The organism is Bradyrhizobium sp. AC87j1 (assembly GCF_002936975.1).
Classification (GTDB): Bacteria; Pseudomonadota; Alphaproteobacteria; order Rhizobiales; family Xanthobacteraceae; genus Bradyrhizobium; species Bradyrhizobium shewense.
In genome coordinates this window covers 58,739-72,863 of the sequence record NZ_PTFE01000020.1, presented here as the reverse complement: position 1 = coordinate 72,863, position 14,125 = coordinate 58,739, and the positions used below count along the sequence as shown (strand labels likewise).

The window sequence follows — 14,125 nt, the reverse complement described above, 5'->3', positions numbered from 1 at the left end:
ATGGTGCTCGAATACGTCTCGCTCGCGATCCTGATCGCCGTATTGATCATCGTCTTCTATGGCGTCATCGCGGTGCACGACATTCCGCATTCCATAGCGAAGGCCAGAAACCATCCGCACCAGGACGCCATCGGTGCCGCAGGATGGGTCAGCCTGTTCATGCTCGGCGCTTTATGGCCATTTCTCTGGATCTGGGCGATGGCTTACCGTCCCGACCGAGGGTGGGGCGTCGGCGACATGGGAGGTCGAGCGCAGCTTGCCGAGCTGAACGAGCGCCTGATCTGGCTCGAAGAGCGCGCGCCGCCATGATCACGCTGCTCTTCCTCACCTATGCGGCGATCTGCATCGCGGTCTTCAAGCTTTTCGGCGTCAAGGCGAGCACCTGGTCGATATCGACCGCCGTGCTGGGCGGTCTGTTCGGAGTGGGCGGCCTGCTGGTCGCGCTAAACTACAACCAGCCCTTCACGCCGGACGCCCGGTTCCTCTTCTACACTACGCCGATTTTCTCGACCGTGATCGGACGCGTGATCGAGGTGCCGATCACGCCGAACGTTCCGATCAGGAAGGACGACGTGCTGCTGCGCCTCGACCCGGCCCCCTTCCAGGACGCGATCGACCAGAAGCGGGCTCAGCTCGCCCAGTCCAGGCAGAACGTCGAGATGATGAAGGCCGCGCTGGCGCAGGCCGGCGGACAGGAGCGCGAGGCCGAAGCCGCCCGCGACCGCGCAAAGCAGGCCTACGATCGCTACGCTGTCGCCAACGAGGAGGCGAGGCGCCGGCAGTCTCCGCCGCCCTTCTCCGACCTGCAGGAAGCGAACGAGAAGGCGTTCTACCGGGAAAGCGAGGCGAAGCTGTCGGCGGCCAAGGCCGGGACCGAACGGGCAAAGCTCGCCTTTGAATCCTCCATCAACGGCGTCAACACCGACGTCGCGCGCGTCGAAGCCGAACTCCGCCACGCCGAGTTCGAACTGACGCAGGCTACCATTCGGGCGCCGACCGATGGTTTCGCCACCCAGCTTTTCCTGAGGCCGGGCAAGGTGGCGCGTCTCGTCGACAGCGTAGCGCAAGGCCAGCTCCAACCGTCCGGAGATCTCGTTCTTCCCGAACAACGCAGCCAGGCGCCGGGGAAGATCGTCGCGATCATCGAGGTTCTGGACGATTACTCGTCGTACCGCCTGCCGCCCGGCTCGACGGCGCAAGTAGCGGTCTACACGGATCACTGGTCCGAGCTCGCGTTGGTGCGGCGTATCCTCCTGCGGATGAAGAGCTGGATGAACTACGTCACGACGATGAATTGAGGGCGATGATCCTATGGCAGAACCGAAGGCGACGAATACGGCGAAAGCGCCGATGGCTGACAGACCGCCGTCCGCCCGCGACGCCGTGCTCGAGCTCAAGGCGCGGATCGGCAGGTCCGTACTCGGCCAGGAGCGCATGGTCGAGAGCTTGCTGATCGGGCTGCTCGCCAATGGCAACCTGCTAATCGAGAGCTTGCCTGGCCTCGCCAAGACGCGGGCGGTGAAGACGTTGGCGAAGCACCTCGCTGCCGACCTGTCACGGGTGCAGTTCACGCCCGACCTTCTGCCTTCGGACGTAACGGGTGCCGAGATCTACGTCCAGACCGAAAAGGGCGGGCAGTTCCAGTTCCAGCGGGGCCCGATCTTCGCCAATCTGATCCTCGCCGACGAGATCAACCGAGCGCCGGCCAAGGTCCAGTCCGCGTTGCTCGAGGCGATGGAAGAGCGGCAGGTCACCGTCGCCGGCAAAACCTACAAGATGCCCGATCTGTTCATGGTGCTTGCCACCGAGAATCCGATCGAGCAGGAGGGGACCTATCCGCTGCCCGAAGCGCAGCTCGACCGCTTTCTGATGCACGTCGTCATCACCTATCCGGACGAGGCGACAGAAGGCGAGATCATCAGGCTCAATCGCGTCGAAAACGCACAGAAGCCGAAGGACGGGACGGGCGAACCCGCACCGATTCCGCAGCAGGCGATCTTCGATGCGCGCGGCGAGATCGACGGCATCTTCGTTTCTGATCTTGCGCAGAAGTACATGGTCGACGTGATCTACGCGACGCGCTTCCCGGGGCGGTACGGGGAACCGTTGAGCAAGTGGATTCAGGTCGGTGCCAGCCCGCGCGGCAGCCTTGCGCTCGACCGCTGCGCCCGCGCGCGCGCTTGGCTCGGCGAATCCGAGTTCGTGACGCCAGACCATATCCGCGCGGTGATGCACGACTGCCTCCGTCACCGGCTGATCCTCTCTTACGAGGCGGTGTCGCAGGGCGTCACGGCGGACCAGGTGATCGACAAGATCACCGAACTCGTCTCGGCAGCGTGAGGGCATGATGACCGGAGCGGCGAAAAGCGTGCCGGGCGTCTACGTCAGCTTCGACGACCTGCTCGCCTTGGAGTATCGCGGGCGCCACGTGTCGTTCCTTCCGCGTCAGCCGGTCCATAGCCTTTTGGCCGGCCGGTTCGCCTCGCGCATGCGTGGACGCGGACTGAACTTCGAGGAGATCCGCGACTACCGCGTCGGCGACGATGTCCGCTCGATCGACTGGAAGGTCACGGCACGACTGCGCAAGCCGCATATGCGTGTCTTCAACGAGGAGCGGGACCGGCAGACCGTTGTGATCGTCGACCAGCGATTATCCATGTTCTTCGGCAGCCGCCGCGCGATGAAGTCGGTCGCGGCGGCCGAGGCTGCGGCGGTCGCGGCCTGGCGCGTCCTCGGCGCGGGGGATCGCATCGGTGGCGTCGTGTTCAACGACCGCGAGCTCTGCGAATACCGGGCGAAGCGCAGCCGCTCGACCGTGCTGCAAATGTTCATGGCCATCGTGGCATACAACCGGGCCCTGGAAGTGGGCAACGGCAACCCGTCGGCGCCCGCCATGCTGAACAGGGCCTTGCGGCAGGCGCAGGCTCGCACGCTTCACGACGCCGTCGTGATCGTCATCAGCGATTTCGACGGGGCCGACGACGAGACGCGGACGATCGTGGGCGCCATGGCACGTCACAACGACGTCGTGGCGCTCCTGGTCCACGATCCCCTGCAGAGCGATCTGCCGCCGTCGGCCAGCATGACAGTGACGGACGGAGAATTGCAGATCAGGCTGGACGTCGGACGCGACGCCGTCCGCAAGAATATCGCGAAGGCGACGCATGACCGCGTGAGCGGGGTGCTGGCGTGGAATCGCGAACTGAGCGTTCCCGTGCTGCCGCTGAGCGCGGCGGAAGACACCGTTGCCCAGCTTCGACGTCTGCTCGGCCGCCTGCCTACGCCGCATGGCCACGGCGGCGGTCACATCCGGACGGAGGCGACCCTTGGCTGATCGCGCCGACATGCCTCCGGATCCCGTCACCGGACTGATCGACTTCCCGCTACCGAGGGAGGTTAGCCTGTGGCCGCAGACGTGGGAGGCGCGGCTTTCGGTCGTCGTCCTGCTGATCGCAGTGATCGCGGGCATCTGGAGCTTCGCACGGCACCGCTGCCTGACGCGCTATCGAAGAGAAGCGCTGTCGGAGCTGAGGCGGATTGGGCGCGCCCAGGACGGCTCGCGCGAGCAGACACTTGCAAGCCTCGCTTTGTTGGTTCGGCGGACGGCGCTTGCCGGCTACCCGCGCGAGCAGGTCGCGCCGCTGTTCGGTCCTCACTGGCTCGACTTCCTGGATCGAGGCTACGGCGGGACGGAATTTTCGCAAGGCGTCGGCCGGCTTCTCGTCAGTGGGCCTTATCAGCAGAGCGCGCCCACCAAAGTGGAATTGCAATCCCTCATCGTTCTCGTCCGTCGATGGATCAGAGGGCATCATGCTTGAGTTCGCCTGGCCATGGATCTTCCTGGCGTTGCCGCTACCGCTTCTGATGTGGTGGCTGGCGCCTCCGTACCGGGCGCGTCAGGTCTCGGTCCAAGTGCCTTTTTTCGAGCGCCTGGCCGCAGCGACCGGCCAGACCCCGCAGCGGGGTGCCGTAGTCCTGGAGAGACGTGCCGCCCAGATGATCGTGGCGGCGGCGATCTGGATGCTGCTCGTCGCTGCATTGGCTCGGCCGCAATGGGTCGGCGATCCCGTGACGCGCGAGGTCTCCGCGCGAGATCTCGTTCTGGCCATCGACATTTCCGGATCGATGGACCAGCGCGACTTCAAGGCGCCGGACGGCGCGACGCTGACCCGGCTCGACGGCGTCAAGCGGGTGGTCAAGGACTTCATCGCCCGCCGCAAGGGCGACCGCGTGGGGCTGATCCTGTTCGGCACCAAGGCCTACGTGCAGGTGCCCTTCACGCAGGACCTCGAGACGGCCCAGCAATTGCTCGATCAGACCGCGGTCGGCATGGCAGGTCAGCAGACCGCGATCGGCGATACGATCGGGCTCGCCATCAAGACCTTCGAGGCCAGTACGGCGAAGCAGAAGCTGCTCGTCCTCCTGACCGACGGCAACGACACGGGTAGCCGCGTGCCGCCCGAGCACGCCGCCGACATCGCCCGTCAGAACGATGTCGCCGTCTACACCATCGGAGTCGGCGACCCCGCCGCGTCCGGAGAGAACCGGGTCGATCTCGGCGTGCTGCAGGCGGTCGCGTCCACCACTGGCGGCCACTTTTTCCGAGCCGAGGATGGCGTGCAGCTCGAGGCGATCTACGCCGACGTCGACCGGCTGGCGCCGGCGAAGCTTCAGACGCTGTCGTGGCGGCCGAAGCTGCCACTGTTCCAGTGGCCGCTTGGCGTCGCCGTTGTTCTCGGCCTCTTGCTGTGGCTGGCGCTGCTGGTCGAGAGCGAATGGCGGCGGTCAAGGGAGGTACGTCATGCGTGACGCCGTCTTGTCCTTCCATCTCTTACGGCCCCTTTGGCTGATCGCGCTCGTGCCGGTCGCGGCGATCTCGGCGCTACTGTGGTGGCGTCAAGACGTCCGGGCGCAGTGGGGCGGCGTGATCGCGCCGCATCTGCTCGACCACCTTATCGTGGAGCCCGGACGGGGACGCACCATCAATCCCCTTTACTTGGTCGCAGGCGGCATGGTGCTCGGCATCGCCGCGCTGTCGGGGCCGACTTGGCGACGCGAGCTTCCGCCCTTCGTCGAAGACAAGGCGCCCTTGATGGTCGCCCTCTCGCTCGCCTCGTCGATGAACAGGACGGACATTGCCCCCACGCGGCTCGAACGGGCCAAACAGAAGATCAGGGATCTCTTGTTCGCCCGGGCTGGCGCGCGCACGGGGCTCGTCGCCTACGCCGGTACGGCACATCTGGTGATGCCGCTCACCGACGACCGGCGCGTGGTCGAACCGTTCCTGGCAGCACTTTCCACGGCACTGATGCCGAGCGACGGCAGCAATGTCGCGAGCGCGGTCGAACTGGCGTCGGCGGCGTTGGCCTCGGAGCCCGTGGCGGGCACGATCCTTCTGGTGGCCGACGACATCGGCTCCGCAGACCCGAGCTTTCTCCGGAGCGATGCCGGCCGCAACGGGCTTGCCATGCTATCCGTAGCGCCGTTTCCGCCGTCGTGGGGAGCTGCGGTGCTAGTCAGCGCCGACGGGGCTGATCTCGCTCGGCTGGAGCGGCGGATCGAGACGCATTTCCAGGCCGCCCAGGGCGACAAGTTCGGGACCAGATGGCTGGACGAAGGCTTCTGGCTTTTGCTGCCACTGGCGCTGCTGAGCCTGCTATGGTTTCGGCGAGGGACAACCGTCGCTTGGTCGGTCGCTCTGTTTGTCGCGATGCAGGCGCCGCCGTCGCGCGCGGCCGAGACCACGCCCTTCAGCGGTCTCTGGCTGACGCCGGACCAGCAGGGACGCATTGCCTTCGATCGCGGCGACTATGCCGCCGCAGCGACACTGTTTGCCGACCCGATGTGGCGCGGCATCGCGGGGTACCGCGCTTACGATTTCCTGACCGCTGCGCAGGAGTTCGCGAAGGTCGATACGGTCGAGGGCCGATTCGCTCTTGGCAACGCCCAGGCGCAGAACCACGCCTTCGAGAAGGCGATGGCGGCCTACGATGCCGTGCTGAAGGCACAGCCCGGCAACGTCCCGGCCAAGACCAATCGCGCCATCGTGCAGGCGGCTCTCGACGCGCGCGAAGCCAAGCGTCGCAAGCAGGAAAAGGATGATAGCGCGCCTCCGGACATGAAGGCGGACGAGACCAAGGTCGATCCGAACCAGAAGGGCGGGAAGACGGTCAAGGTGACACCCGAGGACCTGACCACGCCGGGTGCCGCGGAAGCTTGGATGCGGCAGGTGCAGACGACCCCCGCCGACTTCCTTAAGCTGAAATTTGCGATCCAGGCCTCCGCGCCCGCACAGACGGGAGCGACCCGATGATGTCCTCGAAACTAATCGCTGTCGCAATTGCCGTCGCCGTTGCACTTTCGCCGCAGGCGGGCGGTGCGCAAGACCGTGCTTCCGAGCCGATCGTTCGGATGACCGTCGAACCGCAACGCGTCGTCGTTGGACAGCCGAGCACACTTACGATCGAGCTTCTGGCACCGAACTACATGACGGCGCCTCCGGAGCTGCCGACGTTCCAGGTGCGTAACGCCGTCACGCGGCAGCTCACGACCATCAACATCAACGAGCGACACGACGACCAGACCTACGCGGGCGTCCGTCTTGAGTTCGCGATCACGCCGCAGGAAGAGGGGGCCTACGCCGTCACCGATCAGAAGATCCGCATCCGGTACGCGGCCGAGCCGCCGGCGACGCGCGAGGTGGAAGTTGCGCTCCCGAAGGTCGGGTTCGAGGCTTTCATCCCTGCCGCTGCGGCAGGCCTCCGCCCGTTCGTGTCGGCCACGAAGCTGACGGTCGAGCAGTCCCTCGAGCGTTCGTCGGAGCAGCTCAGGGTGGGCGACGCGGTCACGCGAAAGATCACGATCACCGCGCAAGGTACGCCGGCGATGCTGCTGCCGCCGCCAGCCTTCCCGGACATTGAGGGGCTGCGGAAGTATGCGGCCCAACCCGTACTCGAAGACAAGGCGGTCGGCCGGTCCGGTGACGCGGTCGCCACGCGCATCGACGCAGCGACCTACATGCTGGAAGGGGCGGGCGGCTACCCGCTTCCCGCCATCGACGTCCGATGGTTCGACGTGACGACCGGGAAGATCGAGACAGCGCATGCGGAGGGCGCATCGTTCAGCGTCGCCGGAGGCGCGGTGTCCGGCGGCTCGGCGGATCGATCCTGGACCTGGAGGAACGTGATCGTCATCATCGCGGACAACTGGCCGGCCGCTCTCGCTGTGCTGGCCGCTGCGGCAGGGCTCCCCTGGTTCGCTCCGCGTGCGGTCAGGGCCTTCACGGTTGCGGTCTGGCGCCGTCGAACGGCCTATCTTCACTCGGAGAACCGGGCTTTCCGCCGGTTGCGCGCCGCCCGCAGCGCTGCGACGACATATTCCCGCTTGCTGGCCTGGCTGCAGCGGTTCGAACCGCTCGGGAACGACAAGACCATCGCCGGGCTGACCTCCGCCGTCCAGGATCCCGCGCTCGAGCGCGAGATCGGCGGACTGCAGGAAGAATTGTTCGCGGCGGTCCCCGCCGGCAGGTGGTCTCGGCGCGCGCTGATGCGACGCATCGCCTCGGCCCGTCGCGCGCTCCGCCGGCAGTCTCGACGCGACAGGAACAGAACCGCTCTGCCTGCGGGCATCAATCCCGTCGGTCAAGCTTCGCCGGCTTTCGGTCATCGGAGGATCACCAGATGAGTGAGTGGAGGGGCCTGACGATGCCCAGGCGGTTTGCGTTGGGCACCCTGATCGCGCTTTCGATCACCGTGCTTCGTGCCGGAAGCATCTCTGCGCAGGCGCCAGATCCCCTGCCGTCCTGGAACGACGGCGCGGCGAAGACCGCGATCACGGATTTCGTCGGCCGTATCACCAAGGAGGGAGGGCCGGACTTCGTCCCGCCGGCCGAGCGCATCGCAACGTTCGACAACGACGGCACGCTCTGGTGCGAGCAACCGTTCTACTTCCAGCTTGCTTTCGCGCACGATCAGGTGAAGACGCTGGCGCCCAAGCATCCTGAATGGAAGACACAGCAGCCGTTCAAGGGGTTGCTCGCGGGAGACAAGCAGGCGGTTGCAGCCGCGGGCGAGAAGGGGCTGCTGCAGATCATGGCGGCGACCCACACCGGAATGACGACCGAGGCCTTCTCGAAGTCAGTATTGGAATGGATCGCGAGCGCCCGGCATCCCAAGTTCGACCGTCCGTACAACAGCCTCGTCTACCAGCCGATGCTGGACCTGATGGCGTATCTGCGGACGAACGGCTTCAAGACCTTCATCGTCTCCGGCGGCGGGGTCGAGTTCATGCGGCCATGGGTGGAGAAGACCTACGGCATTCCGCCGGAACAGGTGGTTGGCTCCTCCGGTGTCGTGAAGTTCGAGATGGGATCCGACGGCAAGCCCGAACTGATGAAGATCGCGAAGGTCGAGTTCATCGACGACGGCCCCGGCAAACCGGTCGGCATCAACCGCTTCATCGGCCGCCGTCCGATCTTCGCGTTCGGCAATTCGGACGGCGATCTGCAGATGCTGCAGTGGACGACGTCGGGGCAGGGACCGCGCTTCGCCGGCATCGTGCATCATACCGATGCCGAGCGCGAGTACGCCTACGATCGGCAGTCGAAGATCGGCAAGCTCGACAAGGCCTGGGACGAAGCGAAGGCGAAGGGTTGGACCGTCGTGGACATGAAGCAGGATTGGAAGTCCGTGTTTCCGGATAAGGGAGGAAACTGAGATGACAGTCGAACGGATCATGGAAGAGCTCGACCGGGCGATTGCGGACAACGAGGCGAAGCTCGAGGCGGCCAACAGCGAGACGAGCGCTCCCGCTCGCACCAACGCCCAGATCGCATACGCGGCCCGCATAAGCGCGCTTCAGGAGTTCAAGGCGTCGATCGCCGAACGTCAGTGATCGGGCGCTCGAGAGGAACGCGATGAGCGGCTATGACATCTTCGCCTGGATCGTGCTGATCATCCTGATAGGGGTGATCGTTCTGGTCGTCTGGCTGATGGGGTCGACCCCCGGCCACGTCGCGCGCCGGCGCGGCCATCCGTGGGCCGATGCCGTCGCCGTTGCAGGCTGGGTGACGCTGATCTTCGGCTTCGCGTTATGGCCAGTCGCGCTGATCTGGGCCTATGTGGACGTGCCCGCCCGTCGGCCGGAGGAGGACCGGCCATGATGATCGCCCTGATGACGTTGTACCTCGCGCTGCTGTTCACGCTGGTCTGGCTCGGCATCATCCGATTCAACGCCTTCTGGAAGGCTTCGCCCCTGATCGTGCTGTTGCTGCTGAACATCGGTCTCTTCATCCCGATGGGCTGGGGTGCTCCGCAAGGGGCGGCCATTGTGGTCCGCAACGCGGTGTCGATCGTGCCGGACGTGGCCGGTGAGGTGACGGATGTTCCGGTCGCAGCGAACGTGCCGCTCAAGGCGGGCGACGTCCTGTTCAAGATCGACCCGACCCTGTACTCCGCTCAGGTCAAGGCCATCGACGCGCAGTACAAGCTCGCCAAGACCCGCCTCGGCCAGATGACGCAGCTCTACGAGCGGGACGCGGGCCGGGGCTTCGACGTCGAGCAGCGGCAGTCAGAGGTCGACCAGCTCTCGGGACAGCTCGAAAGCGCGCAGTGGAATCTGGAAAAGACGGTGGTCCGCGCGCCGTCGGACGGCTACGTCACCAACCTCGCGCTTCGCAAGGGCGCCCGCGTCGCCAACCTGCCGCTGTCGCCGGTCATGGCGTTCATCGACACGTCGAACACGCTGATCGGTGTGGAGATCGACCAGATCGATGCGCGCTATGTGTCGCCGGGGCAGGAGGTCGAAATCACCTTCAAGTTCGTGCCGGGCCACATCTATACCGGCACGGTCGAGACGGTCCTGCAGGCCGTCGCGACCGGTCAAGCGCAGACGTCCGGCACCGCGGTTGCGCCGAAGGCGATCGAAGCCGCGCCCTTCGTGGTCCGTGTGAAGCTAGACGACGAGAGCTTCGCCGCGCGGCTGCCCGCCGGCGCCGCAGGAACCGCGGCCATCTTCACCGACCACGTCAAGGTCAGTCACATCATCAGGCGCGTGCTGCTGCGGCAGGTCGCCATTCTCAATTACGTCAACCCGTTCTGACCGGAAGAGTGACAATTTTTCGCGTGCGAAACCTTGGAAGCTGGAGTTTTTGCGACATGCAAACGAGAATAGGCCTCTACGTTGCGCTGCTGGCCCTTTCGGGAGCGGGCGGCGCGAACGCGCAGTCGATCGGCGATCCCGTCCCGGTCACGGTGGACAATTTCGTCCGCGCCGAATCCGATCTCTACGCCCGCAATCTGGAAAAGCAGAGCGGTCTTGGAAAACTGCTCCACCGGCGCCAGCCGGCATCGATCGACGATCAGACGGTCATTCGGCTCAACCGCGACACGCTGTATTCGTCGGCCGTGTTCGATTTGGATGCCGGGCCGGTCACGATCGCGCTTCCGGATACCGGGAAGCGGTTCATGTCGCTGCAGGCGATCAGCGAAGACCACTATGCGACGACATACTATGGGACGCAGCCCCGCACGTTTTCCCGCGAAGACGTCGGAACGCGCTATCTCGTCGTGGGCATACGGACGCTCGTTGATCCGAACGATCCCGCGGACCTCAACGCGGCTCACGACCTGCAGGACGCGATCAAGGTGAGCCAGGAGGGCACGGGCAAGTTCGAGTTGCCGAACTGGGATCCGGTGAGCCAGAAGAAGGTCCGCGATGCGCTGCTGGTTCTGCAGTCCACGGCATCCGACTTCAGGCGCGCTTTCGGTAGGAAGTCCGAGGTAGATCCGGTCCGGCATCTGCTGGGCACGGCCGCCGCCTGGGGCGGCAACGCGGACAAGGACGCGACCTATCTCAATTTCACGCCGAGCGGAAACGACGGTTCAACGATCTACGGACTCACCGTCAAGGAAGTGCCCGTCGAAGCCTTCTGGTCGGTGAGCGTCTACAACGCCGACGGCTATTTCGAGAAAAACACCTATGGTGCCTATTCCATCAACAATCTGACCGCCCGGAGAAGTGGCGACGGATCGATCGCGATCCAGTTCGGCGGATGCGACGGGAAGATCCCGAATTGTCTGCCGATCTCGAAAGGCTGGAACTACACCGTACGCCTCTATCGGCCGAAACCGGAAATCCTGAGCGGGGCGTGGAATTTCCCCGAACCGAAGCCGGCGAGCTAGGAGCGGTCGTCATGAGCAAAGCTCTCATTGTCGCGGCTGCGGTTCTGCTGATGACTGCGGAAGCGTGGGCGCAAGGTCCATCGGCCGAAGAACTTGCCTCGCGGAACCTCCACCGCCGCGCCGTCGAGGCGATGATTTGGGCCATGCCGGCGGTGAACGCCGATCTGATGCTTCAGGCAATGGAAAAGAGCACCAAGGCCAAGGTCAACGAGATCGTCTACTGGTCGAAGCCGGTGAACTGGAAGAACCAGACGCTGACGCCCAATCCGGATTCGATCTACTTCATGTCCTTCTGGAACGTGAAGGACGGGCCAGTTGTCATCGAGATTCCGCCGGCTCAAGGCGGGTCGATCGCCGGAAACATCGTGACCGTCTGGCAGATGCCGCTCGAAGATGCTGGCCCCGAAGGCGCCGATAGGGGACAAGGCGGCAAGTACCTGATTTTGCCGCCCGGCCACACGGGGCAGGTGCCGGCGGGCTACATCGTTCTTCGGTCAGATACGTTCAGTGGTTTTGCGCTGCTGCGATCCAATCTCGCCAGCCATGCCGAAGCCGACGTCGCGAAGTCGGTCGCCTACGGCAAGCGGATCAAGATCTACCCGCTCGCAAACGCGAAAGAGCCGCCGCCGACAAACTTCAACGATGCGTACGACGTCCTGTTCGATTCCACGATCCCCTATGACGCGCGCTTCTACCGCAGCCTCGACCGCGTCGTGCAGGCCGAGCCGTGGCTCGATCGGGACCGCGTCATGATCGATCAGCTCCGCTCGATCGGCATCGAGAAGGGCAAGCCGTTCGACCCGGACCAGAAGACTGTCGCTGTGTTGGACGACGCGGCGCGGGAAGCCCATGCCCTGCTGTCGCAGCGCTACGATGCTGGCTTTCCTGAGATCAATCCCGGCATCCGCTGGTTTCCGGCCGCGATGGCCGAGATGGTGAAGGCGGCCCAGAACGGATACGCCGATCCGGATGCCTATCCCGTCGACGTGCGCGGCGTCACCTACACGCTCGGCTTTACCGGCATCAAGCGCATTGGTACCGCCCAGTTCTATCTGATGGTCAGCAAGGACAAGAACGGTGAGTCCTTCGACGGCAGCGCGACCTATTGCCTGACCGTGCCTGCGAATGCGCCCGTCAAGCAGTATTGGTCGGCGACGGTCTACGACCGCGAGACGCACGCGCTGGTGCACAACATGCCGAGTGCCAGCCGTGCTTCGATCAGTCCAGGCATCCAGAAGAACGCCGACGGATCCATCGACGTGTTCTTCGGCCCCAAGGCACCGGACGGCAAGGAGGCCAACTGGGTGCCGACCGATCCTTCCCGCAAGTTCGAGCTGCTGTTCCGGCTCTACGGGCCGGAGAAGCCGCTGTTCGACCACACGTGGAAGCTCCCCGACGTCGAGAAGGTTTCGAGGTGAAGTGCGATCGAGGGGACGAGTATGCAGGAGGCAAGACATGAAAGCCGCCGTATTCGAGGGCCCGGGAGAGAAGTCGCTGCAGGAGAGTCCCCAACCCGCGATCACGGAGGCCGGCGACGCGATCGTGAAGATCGTGAAGACGACGGTTTGCGGCACCGATCTACAGATTCTCAAGGGCGACGTGCCAACCTGCGCATCTGGCCGCATTCTGGGGCATGAAGGCATCGGCGTGGTGGACGAGGTCGGCGCAGGCGTCACCGCGTTCAAGCGAGGGGATCGCAGGGAAGATGCAAGCCTTGGTTCCATGCACGAAACAACGGATGTCGTCTCGCTGCCACAACGAGATCTTTTTTGGCGCGACGCGGCAAACTCAGGAATGAGCCAGCTAAGGTTGTGTATCCGGAGTCGTGCCGGGCGAAGACGCGATCAAGGAAGGCTCGCGGAAAGCGGGCCGAAGAACGAGGTGGAGGCAAGTATGCGAGATCGCAAGATCATGATGATGGCCGGTGCGGGCGCGCTGGCGCTTTCGGCGGCTACCGGACCGGCGATGGCCGACGCCGGCGGATTGAGCTTCTGGCTTCCGGGCACCTTCGGCAGCCTGGCTGCGGCCCCTGCCGTACCCGGCTGGTCCTTCGCGTCGATCTACCTGCATCTCCAGGCGAGCGGAGGGAGGGGAGCCAACTTCGTCCTCCCCGGCGGCGGCCGCGGCGCCGTGGCGGTCGGATTGACCGATCATGCCGACGTGTTCGTCCAGGGCATCACCTACACGTCGGCATTGCCTGTCCTGGGTGGCCAGGCGGCGTTCACGGTGCTGGGAGCTCCCGGCAATGTCGGCGTCGGGGTCTCCGGCACAGTCACGGGGCCGCTCGGCAATACCGTCTCGGGGACGAGGACCGACAACAGGACGACGTTTGCCGACATCTTTTACCAGGGCACCCTCAAGTGGAACCAGGGCGTCCACAACGAGATGGTCTACGTCACCGGCAACATCCCGAGTGGCACCTACGACTCAAGCCGTCTCGCCAACCTAAGCTTCGGCTTCGTGGCCTTCGACGCCGGTGCTGGCTACACTTATTTCGACCCGAAGGCCGGCAACGAATTCTCGGTGGTCGCCGGTCTGACCTACAGCCTTCCCAACCACGATCTGCAGTACCAGAACGGCATCGACTTCCATCTCGATTGGGGTGCCTCCAAGTTCCTGACGCAGACCTTCCAGCTCGGTCTCGCCGGCTACTACTTCCAGCAGATCACGGACGACAGCGGCCCCGGTGCGGTGCTCGGGGGATTCAGAGGCATGTCGGTCGGCATCGGTCCGCAGGTCGGGTTCATCTTCCCCAAGCTGTTCGAAGGTTATCAGGGATACTTGAACCTCAAGGCGTATGCGGATCTTGAGACCGAGAATCGCCCGAAGGGCTGGAGCAGCTGGGTGACCTTCCAGATCTCGCCGATGGCTCCCGAGCCGCCGGCGCCCAAGCCGCTCGTGCGCAAGTATTGACGAAAGGCGCCGACGGCCGGCGCAAGCCGGCC

General features: G+C 64.8%; 15 protein-coding genes. All 15 read left to right on the top strand.

Going from position 1 to position 14,125, the window contains the following annotated elements:
- Genes CV770_RS13365 through CV770_RS13300 form a run of 15 tightly spaced genes read left to right on the top strand, consistent with a single transcriptional unit; the run spans position 1 to position 14,093 of the window.
- Positions 1 to 309 carry a DUF3302 domain-containing protein gene (locus CV770_RS13365; RefSeq protein ID WP_104462673.1) on the top strand — a complete coding sequence of 103 codons (309 nt, stop codon included), beginning with the start codon at positions 1 to 3 and terminating at the stop codon, positions 307 to 309.
- Positions 306 to 1,298 (top strand): HlyD family secretion protein, encoded by a 993-nt coding sequence (locus CV770_RS13360; RefSeq protein WP_104462672.1) that lies wholly within the window; start codon positions 306 to 308, stop codon positions 1,296 to 1,298. The genes CV770_RS13365 and CV770_RS13360 overlap by 4 nt, the downstream gene beginning before the upstream one ends.
- A 52-nt stretch (positions 1,299 to 1,350) precedes the next feature.
- Positions 1,351 to 2,340, top strand: coding sequence for an AAA family ATPase (locus CV770_RS13355; RefSeq protein WP_104462694.1), 990 nt, complete (start codon positions 1,351 to 1,353; stop codon positions 2,338 to 2,340).
- A 4-nt stretch (positions 2,341 to 2,344) separates the two neighbouring features.
- Complete coding sequence (locus tag CV770_RS13350; RefSeq protein ID WP_245453753.1) at positions 2,345 to 3,334, top strand: DUF58 domain-containing protein; 990 nt, start codon at positions 2,345 to 2,347, stop codon at positions 3,332 to 3,334.
- The gene (locus CV770_RS13345; RefSeq protein ID WP_161499990.1) at positions 3,327 to 3,818 is read left to right on the top strand and encodes a DUF4381 domain-containing protein; all 492 of its coding nucleotides are present in this window, start codon (positions 3,327 to 3,329) and stop codon (positions 3,816 to 3,818) included. The genes CV770_RS13350 and CV770_RS13345 overlap by 8 nt, the downstream gene beginning before the upstream one ends.
- A complete protein-coding gene (locus CV770_RS13340; protein ID WP_104462670.1) occupies positions 3,811 to 4,809 on the top strand; it encodes a vWA domain-containing protein in 999 nt (332 codons plus the stop codon). Before CV770_RS13345 ends, CV770_RS13340 begins: the two co-directional genes overlap by 8 nt.
- On the top strand, positions 4,802 to 6,313 hold the full coding sequence (locus tag CV770_RS13335; RefSeq protein WP_104462669.1) for a vWA domain-containing protein: 1,512 nt from the start codon (positions 4,802 to 4,804) through the stop codon (positions 6,311 to 6,313). Before CV770_RS13340 ends, CV770_RS13335 begins: the two co-directional genes overlap by 8 nt.
- Complete coding sequence (locus tag CV770_RS13330) at positions 6,310 to 7,683, top strand: hypothetical protein (RefSeq protein WP_245453752.1); 1,374 nt, start codon at positions 6,310 to 6,312, stop codon at positions 7,681 to 7,683. Before CV770_RS13335 ends, CV770_RS13330 begins: the two co-directional genes overlap by 4 nt.
- Positions 7,680 to 8,714, top strand: a complete 1,035-nt coding sequence (locus CV770_RS13325; protein WP_245453751.1) for an HAD family hydrolase — start codon at positions 7,680 to 7,682, stop codon at positions 8,712 to 8,714. Before CV770_RS13330 ends, CV770_RS13325 begins: the two co-directional genes overlap by 4 nt.
- 1 nt (position 8,715) lies before the next feature.
- A complete protein-coding gene (locus CV770_RS42125) occupies positions 8,716 to 8,892 on the top strand; it encodes a hypothetical protein (protein ID WP_161499989.1) in 177 nt (58 codons plus the stop codon).
- A 22-nt stretch (positions 8,893 to 8,914) separates the two neighbouring features.
- Positions 8,915 to 9,160, top strand: a complete 246-nt coding sequence (locus CV770_RS13320; RefSeq protein WP_104462667.1) for a DUF3302 domain-containing protein — start codon at positions 8,915 to 8,917, stop codon at positions 9,158 to 9,160.
- A complete protein-coding gene (locus CV770_RS13315) occupies positions 9,157 to 10,098 on the top strand; it encodes an HlyD family secretion protein (RefSeq protein WP_104462666.1) in 942 nt (313 codons plus the stop codon). Before CV770_RS13320 ends, CV770_RS13315 begins: the two co-directional genes overlap by 4 nt.
- Positions 10,099 to 10,154: 56 nt before the next feature.
- Positions 10,155 to 11,180: a DUF1254 domain-containing protein gene (locus CV770_RS13310; RefSeq protein WP_104462665.1), complete on the top strand. Its 1,026-nt coding sequence runs from the start codon at positions 10,155 to 10,157 to the stop codon at positions 11,178 to 11,180.
- 11 nt (positions 11,181 to 11,191) lie between these two features.
- A complete protein-coding gene (locus CV770_RS13305) occupies positions 11,192 to 12,598 on the top strand; it encodes a DUF1254 domain-containing protein (RefSeq protein ID WP_104462664.1) in 1,407 nt (468 codons plus the stop codon).
- A 37-nt stretch (positions 12,599 to 12,635) separates the two neighbouring features.
- Positions 12,636 to 14,093, top strand: a complete 1,458-nt coding sequence (locus CV770_RS13300) for a transporter (protein ID WP_104462663.1) — start codon at positions 12,636 to 12,638, stop codon at positions 14,091 to 14,093.
- The last annotated feature ends 32 nt before the right edge of the window (positions 14,094 to 14,125 follow it).